Origin of the sequence: Acidiphilium sp. 34-64-41, assembly GCF_002282635.1 — a bacterium.
Classification (GTDB): Bacteria; Pseudomonadota; Alphaproteobacteria; order Acetobacterales; family Acetobacteraceae; genus Acidiphilium; species Acidiphilium rubrum.
In genome coordinates this window covers 1-11834 of the sequence record NZ_NCJX01000082.1, presented here as the reverse complement: position 1 = coordinate 11834, position 11834 = coordinate 1, and the positions used below count along the sequence as shown (strand labels likewise).

Here is an 11834-nt window from a genome sequence, read left to right as displayed (position 1 = left end):
CCGGCGTCCCTCGCAGCATTCAGATGCTCGTCGCGCCGCAGGAACTACCCGTTCTTGGATTGGATCAACCCGTCATAATCACTGCGACGGGACACTAGGCGTAATGGTCTGCTGGTGTTAGGCTCCCGCCATTAAGGGGAGATCGGCGTTGATCACTTTACCAAAACCGAAACCGGATGTGCTGGCGCGGCGCGATGCCGTGCATGAGGGGTTGCGCGCGATCATGCGGGATCGCGGCGTGATCACCGATGCCACCAAGCTGAAACCGTACGAGACGGATGGGTTATCGGCCTATCGGCAGATGCCGCTGGCGGTGGTTTTGCCGGAAACGACCGAGCAGGTGGCTGCTGTGCTGCGGTTCTGCCATCAGAACGGGGTGCGCGTGGTGCCGCGTGGCGCGGGCACGTCGCTGGCCGGCGGGGCGTTGCCGCTCGAGGATGCGGTGGTGATCGGCATGATGCGGATGAACCAAATCGTCGAGGTGAATTATCGCGACCGGTATGCGGTGGTGCAGGCGGGTGTGACCAATCTGGGCATCACCAAGGCGGTCGAGGCGGATGGGTTTTTCTATGCGCCCGATCCTTCGAGCCAGTTGGCCTGCATGATCGGCGGCAATATCGGCATGAATTCGGGCGGGGCGCATTGCCTGAAATACGGCGTGACCGCGAACAATGTGCTGGGCATCAAGCTCGTGACGATCGAGGGCGAGATTCTCGAATTGGGCGGCACGCATCTGGACACCGCCGGCTATGACTGGCTGGGCATCGTGGTCGGCAGCGAGGGTCAGTTGGGCATCGCGACCGAGATCACGGTGCGGATTTTGCGCGCACCGGAGGGCACGCGGGCGATGCTGGCGGCGTTCGACGGCAATGAGGTTGCGGGTGCGTGCGTCGATGCGATCATTGCGTCGGGGATTATTCCGGTGGCGTTGGAGTTCATGGACCGGCCCGCGATTCATGCGTGCGAGGCGTTTGCCCATGCGGGGTACCCGCTCGATGCCGAGGCGATGCTGATCATCGAGGTCGAGGGGTCGGTGGCTGAGCAGGATTGGCTGCTGGGGCAGATCAAGGAAATTTGCGCGCGGTTCAACCCGATCAGTCTGAAAGTATCGCAATCGGCCGAGGAGTCGGCGGCGATCTGGAAGGGGCGCAAGGGCGCGTTCGGCGCGGTGGGGCGGATTTCGCCGGATTATTTATGCATGGACGGCACGATCCCGACCAGTACGTTGCCGCTGGTATTGCGGCGGATCGGCGAGATGAGCGTGCAGTACGGCTTGCAGGTGGCGAATATTTTCCATGCCGGGGATGGTAATCTGCATCCGTTGATCATGTTCGATGCCAATGATCCGACCAGCATGCACAAGGCCGAGGCGTTCGGGGCGGATGTGCTGCGGTTGTGCGTCGAGGTGGGTGGCTGCCTGACCGGCGAGCACGGGGTTGGCGTGGAAAAGCGGGATCTGATGAGCGTGCAGTTCACCGAGATCGAGTTGGAAGCGCAGCGGCGGGTGAAATCGGCGTTCGACCCGGAGTGGCTGCTGAATACCGCGAAGGTGTTTCCGTTACAGGCCGGCACCGCATCGGCCGGGCCCGACGCGCTGCCGCACGCGGCGTGAGGCGGCCATGATCGCGCCGGACGACGAAGCGGGATTTGCTGCCGCGATCAATGCCGCGGTGGCCGATCGGGCGCCGCTGTCGATCGAGGGGCTGGGCAGCAAGGCCGGGTTTTTACGCGAGATGCAGACGGCGGAGACGCTGAGCACGCGTAATCATGCCGGCATTTCACTCTATGCGCCGCAGGAGTTGATCATTAGCGCCCGCACCGGCACGACGCTGGCGGCGCTGGAGGCGAAACTGGCCGAGGGTGGGCAGCATCTGATCGCCGAGCCGCCGCATTACGCGTTTCTCGATGCCGCGGACCAGACGATCGGCGGCGTCATCGCGGCCAATCTGTCCGGCCCGCGACGGGTGGCCTGGGGGGCGATGCGCGATCATCTGATGGGGATGCGCGCGGTGACCGGCCGGGGCGAGGCGGTTCGTTCGGGCGGCAGGGTGCTGAAAAACGTCACCGGGCTTGATCTGTGCAAATTATTCGCGGGCTCCTACGGCACGTTGGGGGTGATGACCGAGGTGACGCTGAAGGTGCTGCCGAAGCCGCAGGCGACCGGGACGGTCGTGCTGTATGGGCTGACGCCGGAGGTCGCGTCACGCGCGCTGGCGGTGGCTCTGGGGTCGCCGTTTTCGGTCTCCGGGGCGGCGTTTCTGCCGCAGGAGGCGGCGATGGCGGTGGGGTATGAGCGCGCCATCACGATCGCGCGGATCGAGGATTTTGCCGATTCGGTGACCTATCGGGTCGGCCAGTTGGGCGCGCTGTGGGCGAAGTTCGGCGCGGTCGAAACGCTGGAGACGGCGCAGAGTGTCGCGTTGTGGCGGGCGGTGCGCGATGCCGAACCGCTGCCGATCCAGCCGGGTGATGCGGTGTGGCGGGTCTCGGTCCGGCCGTCGCGCGGTGCTGCGGTGCTGGAAGCCGGGCATGGCGCCGGGTTGTTCGGCTACCTCGATTGGGGCGGCGGGCTCGCCTTCCTGACCGGGCCGGCGACGATGGCCGCGCATGAGGTGGTGGTGGGTGCGGCGCGGCGGGCCAAGGGCGATTGGTGGTTGCTGCGCGCGCCGCCCGAACTGCGCCGGTCGGTCGATGCGGTGCCGCACGAAGCACCGGCGCTGGCGGCAATTCGCCAGCGGGTGGTCGCCTCGTTCGATCCGGCCGGCATTCTCAACCCTGGCCGCCTGTTCGCGGCCTGAAACCGGAATTCGATGCAAACCAATTTCACGCTCGATCAACTGGCCGATCCGAACATCGCGGTCGCCGATAAAATCCTGCGCTCCTGCGTGCATTGCGGCTTCTGCACCGCGACCTGCCCGACCTTCGTGACCGTGGGCGACGAGGACGACAGCCCGCGCGGGCGGATTTATCTGATCAAGGACATGCTGGAAACCGGCGCGCCCGCGAGCACGCCGGTCGCGTTTCATCTGGATCGGTGCCTGTCGTGCCTGGCGTGCATGACCACCTGCCCCTCCGGCGTCGATTACATGCACCTGATCGATTATGCGCGCGTGCGGGTCGAGGAAACCTATCAACGGCCGGCGCATGACCGCGCCTTGCGCGCCGTGCTGGCGGCGGTTCTGCCGTATCCGGCGCGGATGCGCGCGGCCCTGCGGGCGGCATCGCTCGGGCGGTCGGTGCGCGGGATGATCGGGACGCGCGGCATGCTCGGGCAGCGCCTGCGCGCCATGCTCGACCTGGCACCCGGCGCGGTGGCGGGGCGGAGTTCGACCGAGCGGCCCGGCGTGTTCAAAGCGCAAGGCACGCGGCGCGCGCGCGTGGCGTTGCTGGCCGGCTGTGCGCAGCAGGTGATCGACCCCGGGATTCATGATGCGACGATCCGGCTGCTGACGCGCATGGGGGTCGAGGTGGTGGTGGCGAAGGGGGCCGGGTGTTGCGGCGCGCTGACGCATCATCTGGGCAAGCATGATGCCGCGCTGGCGTTCGCGCGCGCCAATGTGGCCGCCTGGACCCGCGAGATCGGCGCCGGCGGACTCGACGCGGTGGTGACCGACACTTCGGGGTGCGGCACTGTGCTGAAGGATTATGGCTTTCTGCTGCGCGACACGCCGGAGGCCGAGGATGCCGCACGGATCGCCGGTCTGGCGGTCGATATTTCCGAATTGCTGGTCCGGCTGGAGTATCAACCGAGCCTCACGCCGCCGCCGGGCATGGTGATCGCCTATCACGCCGCGTGCTCCTTGCAGCACGGTCAGCGCGTGACCGAAGCGCCCAAGGCGCTGCTGCGACGGGCCGGGTTTACGGTGGTCGAGCCGCGGGATCCGCATCTGTGCTGCGGTTCGGCCGGGACGTATAATATCCTGCAACCGGAAATGGCCGGGCGGTTGCGCGAGCGCAAACTCGGCACGATCGCGCCGCTGAAGCCGGATGCGATCGTGGGCGGCAATGTCGGGTGTCTCACCCAATTGTCGGGCACCGCGATCCCGACGATCCACACCGTCGTGATGCTGGACTGGATGGCAGGCGGCCCGCGCCCGGAAACTCTGCCGAGCGACGCCACCATCGCGGCGACCCGGCCGGCGGCCGCAATGGCGCACGATGCCGAGGCGACATGGTCCTGACGGATATGTTCCTAAAATCTGATTCGTTTTAGATTCGTTAATATCTAGGCGCTAAATTGTTCCCATGATTGGGGGAACGATCACAGCAGGTGAATGCGAACCGGGCGCTCCGGGGCGTTGGCATTCGGCTTGGCTGTATGGGTTGATCGCGCTTGCCGGTGCTGTGATGGACATGGTGGCGACCAGCCGGAACCTGCCGTCAGTGCTGCATGGCGGGTTGATCGATCCCGATAGTTTCATGCGGCTGGTGCGGATCGAGCAGGGACTCCGGTTAGGGCATCTGGTGAACATGGTGCAGCGGGATGATTCGGGCGCACCCCTGCTGATTGAATGGTCCCGCCTGTTCGATGCGATGATCGTGGCACTCGCCGCACCTTTGGCACCCTGGCTCGGCTGGCATAGGGCGTTGCTCATCGCCGGCGTGGCAACCGGGCCGCTGTCGGCCGGGTTTCTGAGCGCGGCACTCGCCTTTGCCGGGGCGCCGATCACCGGGCGCGGGGGGCAAAGCTGGCTATGGATCGTGCCGCTGGTCGGCCTGTTGCTGCCGGGCATTCGCGGCTTCGCGTCCTTCGGGGTGATCCATTATCACATCGCGCAACTCGCCGCCGTCGCGGCGACGGCGGGGTTTGCGATGCGCGCGGGCATTGCCGGGCGCGAACCCGGATTGCGTGCCGGGTGGCTGAGCGGCATCGCGGGCGGGTTCGCCTTGTGGCTGATGCCGGAGACCATGCCGTTCGTGCTGCTGTCCTTCGTGGCGCTCGGCTATGTGTGGCTGTTCCGACCGATCGGGCGCGAAATCCGCGCGCTCGGCCTTGGCTTTGCCGGAACGCTGCTGCTGGCACTGCTGATCGATCCGCCGCACGGCGGGATTCTGGCGGTCGAGATCGATCGATTGTCGATCGTCTACGCCGCACTGGGAACAGCGGTCGCCGCCGCGGGGATTTTTCTGGCCGGGCTCGACCGCGCATTGCCGATCCGGTCGCAGCGCGGCTGGCTGGGCATCGCCGGTGCGCTGGCCAGCTTCGGGCTCTGGCTTGGTATGTTTCCCAGCGTCGCGCTGGGGCCGTACGCACTGATTCCGCCGCAGGACATGACGGTGTTTTTCGGCCATATGTCGGAAACCCAGCCGGTGCGCTCGTTCGCCGAAGCCGCGATGCTGCTGGGACCGGGGCTGTTGGCGCTGCTTTACGGCACCCACCGCGCCTGGCGCGCGCGGCCGGACCGGATGGTCAGCGGGTTGTGGCTGGTGGTTTGCACCGGCATCGCGCTCAGCGTGGCGCTCACCGCGCGCTTCGTGATTTTTCAACAATATCCCGCAGGATTCGCCGCTGCCCTGCTGCCCGTGGCACTGTGCGAGGCCTCGTCCCGCTGGGCCGCACAGCCGCGCCGGGCGGCCAGCGCGCGGATCGGCACCATCATGCTAGTTCTGCTCGCACCCTACGCACCGAGCTTCGCGCGCGCTGCCGGCACATCACCCACGCCAGACAAACCCCCTTCATGCCGGCTGCGCCACATCGCGCCGATGATGCGCGCCGCCGCTGGCGCCGTGGTGCTGAGCCCACCAGCCGACGTGCCGGAACTGCTCTACCGAACCCGGATCATCGCCGTCGGTTCGCTGTATCAGCACGGTATCGACGGCTATCTGCGCGCCTGGCACGCCTGGCGCGCACCGGCGGCCGCAGGGGAATCAGCCGCGTTCGCCGCGAGCGGTGCCCGGTTCGTCCTGTTCTGCCCCGGCGGTCCGCATGATCCGCTAGCCGGTCACGCGCGGAAAAACGCATTATGGTCGATGCTCAGCGCCCATCATCCGCCTTCATGGCTGACATTGGTGGCAGCCGACGGCAAGAACGGCTTCAGCCTGTATCAGGTCCACAACCCGCTACGCGATCGCCCGATGCCAGCCGATGCGCGTCACGAAATTGCTCCTGGCCTCTAAAATCGCAGCAAAATTCAGTATTTTTCGTAATAACGATCCTGGACCAACGTCGGCCAGAACCAATCCTGGTCCGGTCACTACGCTCGGCAACCCGCCCCTGGCGGTGCTTTCAACTCCACCCCTCACCCCAAAGGCCATAGGCCATCAAGGCGATGTCGTGGCGAGATGTTCCTGCAGGCGGGGCATGAGTTCGACGAGGTTGCAGGGGCGGTGGCGGGCGTCCAGTTGGAACAGCAGGATATCATCCCAGCCGTCTTTGACGGCGCCGGTTGAGCCGGGCAGGGCGAACAGGTAGGTGCCGCCGGCGACGCCGCCGATGGCGCGGGACTGGATCGTGGATGTGCCGATTTTCTGGTAGCTGAGCATGCGGAACAGTTCGCCGAAGCCTTCGATGTGTTTGTCGAGCACGCGGTCGAATGCTTCGGGGGTGACGTCGCGGCCGGTGATCCCGGTGCCGCCGGTGGTGATGACGACGTCGATGGCGGGGTTGGCGATCCACGTGCGGAGTTGGGTTTCGATCAGGTCCGCGTCGTCGCGCAGGATGGTCCGATCGGCAAGGTGGTGGCCGGCGGTGGTGATGCGGGCAGAGAGTGTATCGCCGGAGGTATCGTTGGCCGAGGTTCTTGTGTCGGACACGGTCATGACCGCGATGGAGACGGGGATGAATGTGCGGCTTTCGTCGATCCGGGACATGGCTTGGCTCCTGGTTGGGCTGATGGCGTTATAGGCCAATCTATCGCTACACCGAAGCCGCCCTCTTGACGGGGTGCCGGCGCGATGAATCTTAAGTTGATGGCTTATTTCATTCTTGCGATCGTGCTGCTGGTGTTTCTGGCTCTGGTGATGGCGGGGGCCTGGGCGGCGCAGAAGCGCACGCGCAATTCGGGCTGGGTCGATGCGTTCTGGACGTTCGGCACCGGCGTTGCGGGGGCGATTGGCGCGCTGGTGCCGATTGGTCCGGCGCCGGTGGGGCGGCGGTTGCTGGTGGCGGCGCTGGTGCTGCTGTGGGCGGCCCGGCTGGGCGGCTACATCGTGCAGCGCACGCGCGCGATCACGCATGAGGATGCGCGTTATGCCCGGTTTCGGGCGGAGTGGGGGGCGGCGTTCGAATCGCGGATGTTCTGGCTGTTGATGATCCAGGCGGTGGTGGCCTGGCTGCTGGCGCTGTGCGTGATGACCGCGGCCAATAATCCGCATCCCTTGTCGTTCGGCTGGACTTTGGCGGGGCTTGCGGTGTTCGCGATCTCGATCGGCGGTGAGGCGCTGGCGGACCGGCAGATGCATGCGTTCCGTGCCGACAAATCGAACAAGGGCAAGGTGTGCGAGGCCGGATTGTGGGCGTGGTCGCGCCATCCGAACTATTTTTTCGAGTTCCTGATCTGGCTGAGCTATCCGCTGATCGCGCTGGCCGGGCTGTGGTGGCCGGGGTTGCTCGCCCTGATTGGGCCGGTGTTCATGTATGTGCTGCTCGATAAAATCTCCGGCGTGCCACCGCTGGAGCGGGAAATGGTGGAGTCGCGCGGGGCCGCCTACCGCGACTATCAGGCGAGGGTGAGTGCGATGATTCCACTGCCGCCCAAGCGCCAATAACCATGCGGGATCGGGCACATGTCGATTCTGCATCATCCAATGGCCGCGTTGCGGCGTACTCCGGGGGTAGGACCCTTGCCCCGGAGAGACCGATGAATTTCGCAGCCACCATGGCCGATGTCGCCGAACGCCTGCCGATCCCCGACAGCCTGACCCGCAAGGGCATTGCCGGGCTGGTCGGGCGGACCGACCGGAAGCTGGCCGATGCGTCGGACACGACAGAGTGCGAATTTGCGCTCGAGATGGCGCGTCTGCCGGTTGCGCTGCATCCCGATGCGGCGAACGCCCAGCACTATGAGGTGCCGGCGGCATTTTTCGGCCTGGTCCTCGGGCCACGGCGGAAATATTCCTCCTGCTTCTATGATTCCGCCCAGAGCACGCTGGCCGATGCCGAGATTGCCGCACTCGAACGCACCTGCGCTAATGCCGGTCTGGCGAATGGGCAGCGCATTCTGGAACTCGGCTGCGGCTGGGGATCGCTGAGCCTGTGGATGGCCGAGCATTATCCGGCCGCACGTATCACCGCAGTTTCGAACTCGGCCTCGCAGCGCGCTTATATCGAGGCGCAGGCGGCGGCGCGCGGTTTTGACAACCTCACGATCATCACCGCCGACATGAACGATTTTGAGACGGATGCGCGGTTCGACCGGGTGGTTTCGGTCGAGATGTTCGAGCATATGTCGAACTGGCGCGAATTGCTCGGCCGCATCCGCCACTGGCTGGCGCCGGAGGGCAGGCTGTTCCTGCACGTGTTTTCTCACCGGCGCGGCACCTATCGGTTCGATCATCACGACCGCTCGGATTGGATCGCCCAGCATTTTTTCACGGGCGGCATCATGCCGAGCCACGGGTTGATCACCCAGTTTCCCGACCTGTTCACGCTGGAGGCGGACTGGCGCTGGAGCGGCGCGCATTATGCCCGCACCGCGCGCGACTGGCTCGACAATTACGACCGGCATGAGGGCGCGATCGATGATATCCTGCAATCGGTCTACCGAGCCGATGCCGGGTTGTGGAAGCGCCGCTGGCGGCTGTTTTTCCTCGCGACCGAGGGGTTGTTCGGCTATCGCGGCGGCGATGCCTGGGGCGTCAGCCATTACCGGCTGCGCCCGGCGGGATGAAGTCGCTGTTCGCTGCACTCAGCCGCTACATCGCGCATGACGACCCGCTGACCTTCGCGCTGAACAAGGTGGCAATGGTGCTGGCCGGCAATACGCCGTTCTATCCGCTCTATCTCTGGGCGGTGCTCGGGCGCGATGCGGCACCGTCGATCCTGCTGACGCTGTGTTCCTTTCCGTTCTGGGCGGTGGTGCCCGCCATCGCGCGGCGCAACGGGCTGGCGGGCCGGCTGGTGTTGACGGTGGTCGGCGTGCTGAACACGGTGTGGTGCAGCGCGGTGCTGGGGTTCGCCTCTGGCACTGCGCTGTTCCTGATCCCCTGCGTCCTGCTCGGCACGCTGGGGTTTCACCAGCGCGAACGCATCGTCTCGCTCGCGATCGCGGCTTTGCCGTTCATCGCCTATGGCGTGCTGCGGTTCAGCACCTGGGTGCCGCTGAAGCGCTACAGCGGGGCTGAATATTCGAGCCTGATCACGCTGAACGGCTTCAGCGTGGCATGCCTGGTCGGCTTCCTCGGCATCGCCTTCGCCAGCGCCCGCCCGACCCGGGCGACGTGACCGATTGGCGCCCTCTTGCGTCAATCCCCGGGTAAAGCTAGATCACCGGTCGGATCGGGCGCGTAGCTCAGCGGTAGAGCATCGCCTTCACACGGCGGGGGTCACAGGTTCAATCCCTGTCGCGCCCACCATCTAAATCAAAGGCTTGTGGCGCTTATCCACACGTCGCCTTTTAGACCCGATACGCCAGAGCTACGGCGAAACGGGCCAGCAGGTGGTTTAGATGGCCCCGCATCACATTTTCGTGACAATCCGGAAGTTTGCATTTTTGATGATCGCCTGCTCTCTGGCGTCATTGGCCGGATCGGGCGGCAACCGTCGGCGCGCGAAATTTTTTTCGCTATCCCTCAAAGTCATCGGTACCAAAAGTGAACTGGTCCCGGAAAATCGGACAGGGTTGTAAGCTATTCCCGTGACGAAAAGGACGGGGTTTTATGGGCAAGGTAACCCGCAAACGGTACACGGCTGAATTCAAGGCGAAAGTGGCTTTGGAGGCGATCGAGGGCAAGCTGACGCTGGCCGAACTGGCTCCCAAACATGGTGTTCACCAGACGATGATCGCGGCTTGGAAGAGGCAGGCTATTGAGGGCATGGCTTTGAGTTTTTCGGGCAAGCCGGACCCCGCGGCGGCTTGCAGTCCGGCCGAGGTTGACCAGTTGCGCGCGAAGATTGGACAATTGGTGGTGGAACGGGATTTTTTGGCCAAAGGGCTCAGTCAATGAGCCTGGGCGAGCGGCGGGCGATGATCGTGTCGTCACATCCGGGGCTTTCGGTGGTGCGGCAATGCGCGCTGGTTGGGCTCAACCGCTCCGGTGTTTATCATCGGCCCCGGGGTGAGAGTGCCGCCACGCTGGCGCTGATGCGGCTGATTGACGAGGTGCTTCTGGAGCACCTGTTTTACGGCGCGCGACAGATGGTGTTGCATTTACGCAGGCTCGGCCAGCGTATCGGCCGGCACCGCGCACGCCGGCTGCTGGGCCAGATGGGTCTGGCGCCGATTTGTCAAAGACCAAGGACAAGCCTGCCACATCCGCAACATCCTGTGTATCCATATCTGCTGCGCGATCTGCTGATCACGCAATATCGTGCTGGCAATCTAGGTCCTTGATCGGCGAATGGTGATCTGAGTGACCGAATGCCTTAAATTATGCAACTCCCTTATGACAGTACACCGTTCCAAACACCCCGCGATCCATAAACGCTACGTTTGTGTTGGCCTTTTTCAAAACGATGATCGCATCCCCTTGGTCTTTGAGCATCGCCGCACAGCGACGCTTCATCGCCTCACGAAATCTCTTGATCTTGGGCTTAAGCTTTTTTCCAACCTGGCAGCTCGTCGCCAGACCCTTTCTGGGCAGACTTTATCGGACAGGAGCTCACGCCATCGTCAGGGGTGATTTTGACGTTAGTGAGTGATGCCATGGTCGCGGGTTGGCCCTTCAGCGAGAATTCGCGCTATGAAAAATTCGACAATCCCAAAAACCTCATCATCGCGCCCAGCAATCGCCTAAATTAGAACAGCGAGATGAGCCCGACGATCTAATTGCGAATGATTTGTCCCCCAACGCCGCTGATTCACGCCCCCGTCGGCGCCCCGGATATCCGAATTTGGCGCGACTTGGCCCAGAAGTGGGCGTCACGCGACGGCCGCACCAGCCGGCATAGATCGTCAGCCTAAAGACCAGAACGCAGCTACAGTAACGTTACACAAACTCCTGACGCTTCCCTGCTGTCCGACCATGCGATCTTGCCGTGGAAATCCGTGGGCAAATCGTGATCAGTGAACCACAGTATTTGTACAATAACTTTCGCGTAAACAACGTTTTATCGAAATGAATGGCTGCGATTTCATTTGAACCAGACTCTTTCGACCGCCATCTCGAACGAACCACGGGATTAATCCGCGGATCAACTCAAAGGAAACTCACATGGCCAGTTCCAACCACAAAGAAGCAGCCAAAGCCCACGAAACTGCTGCTAAAGCCCATCATACTGCTGCTGAACACCATGACAAAGGTGATCACGCCGCCGCCCAGCAGCATTCCACAAAGGCGCATGAACACTCGAGTGCTGCCCACAAGCATTCGACTGATGCGCATCAGCAAAGTGGCAAGGCAGCCGGCAAGCATTAGACTTTAGCTTGTTGATCCGGGTGTCGATGGTGACGTCTCGATCCGTCTGCGCCTGGATCATGGACTGCGTCTTTCCGCAATGGTTGCGCGACTACCTCACAATCGAATCTGACGAGGCGATCGCGTGCAAAAAGTCACCCTATAGGCAAGGAAACGACAATGAGTAGCTACAGCAGAACGACTGGCCAAGCCCACGACATCTCAGCCAACGAAACATCGACGTTACTCAGCAGTCGGTAATATAGGCGACATTTGGTGCTTTGAAGAATGATTGCACGAGACGTGGTTTGCGCTTGATGGCGGCGAGTTGGGCTTCGATT

Annotated in this window: 9 protein-coding genes, 1 tRNA gene and 1 pseudogene; 10 read left to right on the top strand and 1 reads right to left on the bottom strand. The window is 63.6% G+C overall.

Annotated elements, in window-relative coordinates:
* The first annotated feature begins 148 nt into the window (after positions 1-148).
* The 4 genes from B7X49_RS14780 to B7X49_RS14765 all read left to right on the top strand — a co-directional run bounded on the left by B7X49_RS14780 (position 149) and on the right by B7X49_RS14765 (position 6117).
* Complete coding sequence (locus B7X49_RS14780) at positions 149-1612, top strand: FAD-linked oxidase C-terminal domain-containing protein (protein WP_286704940.1); 1464 nt, start codon at positions 149-151, stop codon at positions 1610-1612.
* A 7-nt stretch (positions 1613-1619) separates the two neighbouring features.
* The gene (locus B7X49_RS14775; protein ID WP_286704939.1) at positions 1620-2798 is read left to right on the top strand and encodes an FAD-binding protein; all 1179 of its coding nucleotides are present in this window, start codon (positions 1620-1622) and stop codon (positions 2796-2798) included.
* A 12-nt stretch (positions 2799-2810) separates the two neighbouring features.
* Positions 2811-4181 (top strand): glycolate oxidase subunit GlcF, encoded by a 1371-nt coding sequence (glcF, locus tag B7X49_RS14770; RefSeq protein ID WP_286704938.1) that lies wholly within the window; start codon positions 2811-2813, stop codon positions 4179-4181.
* Positions 4182-4353: 172 nt separating this feature from the next.
* Positions 4354-6117 carry a hypothetical protein gene (locus B7X49_RS14765; RefSeq protein WP_286839962.1) on the top strand — a complete coding sequence of 588 codons (1764 nt, stop codon included), beginning with the start codon at positions 4354-4356 and terminating at the stop codon, positions 6115-6117.
* A gap of 144 nt (positions 6118-6261) precedes the next feature.
* Here the strand turns inward: B7X49_RS14765 and moaB are convergent, their stop codons facing one another.
* On the bottom strand, positions 6262-6810 hold the full coding sequence (gene moaB, locus B7X49_RS14760; RefSeq protein ID WP_286704936.1) for a molybdenum cofactor biosynthesis protein B: 549 nt from the start codon (positions 6808-6810) through the stop codon (positions 6262-6264).
* Positions 6811-6909: 99 nt separating this feature from the next.
* Here moaB and B7X49_RS14755 point away from each other — a divergent pair, with 99 nt between their 5' ends.
* The 6 genes and pseudogenes from B7X49_RS14755 to B7X49_RS14730 all read left to right on the top strand — a co-directional run bounded on the left by B7X49_RS14755 (position 6910) and on the right by B7X49_RS14730 (position 11514).
* A complete protein-coding gene (locus tag B7X49_RS14755; RefSeq protein WP_286839959.1) occupies positions 6910-7707 on the top strand; it encodes a DUF1295 domain-containing protein in 798 nt (265 codons plus the stop codon).
* 92 nt (positions 7708-7799) lie between these two features.
* Positions 7800-8828, top strand: a complete 1029-nt coding sequence (locus tag B7X49_RS14750; RefSeq protein ID WP_286704934.1) for a cyclopropane-fatty-acyl-phospholipid synthase family protein — start codon at positions 7800-7802, stop codon at positions 8826-8828.
* Entirely contained in the window at positions 8825-9382 is a 558-nt protein-coding gene (locus B7X49_RS14745; RefSeq protein ID WP_286704933.1) for a hypothetical protein, read from the top strand. Before B7X49_RS14750 ends, B7X49_RS14745 begins: the two co-directional genes overlap by 4 nt.
* Positions 9383-9438: 56 nt before the next feature.
* Positions 9439-9513: transfer RNA gene (locus B7X49_RS14740), tRNA-Val, on the top strand.
* 303 nt (positions 9514-9816) lie between these two features.
* Positions 9817-10457, top strand: a pseudogene (locus tag B7X49_RS14735) (transposase); the annotation flags it as partial.
* Between the two features lie 853 nt (positions 10458-11310).
* Positions 11311-11514, top strand: coding sequence for a hypothetical protein (locus B7X49_RS14730; RefSeq protein WP_286704932.1), 204 nt, complete (start codon positions 11311-11313; stop codon positions 11512-11514).
* Positions 11515-11834 lie beyond the last annotated feature (320 nt).

Bases quoted from the DNA above. Each gene is read 5' to 3' on its own strand.
- B7X49_RS14730 (WP_286704932.1), top strand. From the start codon at position 11,311: ATGGCCAGTTCCAACCACAAAGAAGCAGCCAAAGCCCACGAAACTGCT.
- moaB (WP_286704936.1), bottom strand. From the start codon at position 6,810: ATGTCCCGGATCGACGAAAGCCGCACATTCATCCCCGTCTCCATCGCG.
- B7X49_RS14755 (WP_286839959.1), top strand. From the start codon at position 6,910: ATGGCTTATTTCATTCTTGCGATCGTGCTGCTGGTGTTTCTGGCTCTG.
- B7X49_RS14750 (WP_286704934.1), top strand. From the start codon at position 7,800: ATGAATTTCGCAGCCACCATGGCCGATGTCGCCGAACGCCTGCCGATC.
- B7X49_RS14745 (WP_286704933.1), top strand. From the start codon at position 8,825: ATGAAGTCGCTGTTCGCTGCACTCAGCCGCTACATCGCGCATGACGAC.
- B7X49_RS14765 (WP_286839962.1), top strand. From the start codon at position 4,354: ATGGTGGCGACCAGCCGGAACCTGCCGTCAGTGCTGCATGGCGGGTTG.
- glcF (WP_286704938.1), top strand. From the start codon at position 2,811: ATGCAAACCAATTTCACGCTCGATCAACTGGCCGATCCGAACATCGCG.
- B7X49_RS14775 (WP_286704939.1), top strand. From the start codon at position 1,620: ATGATCGCGCCGGACGACGAAGCGGGATTTGCTGCCGCGATCAATGCC.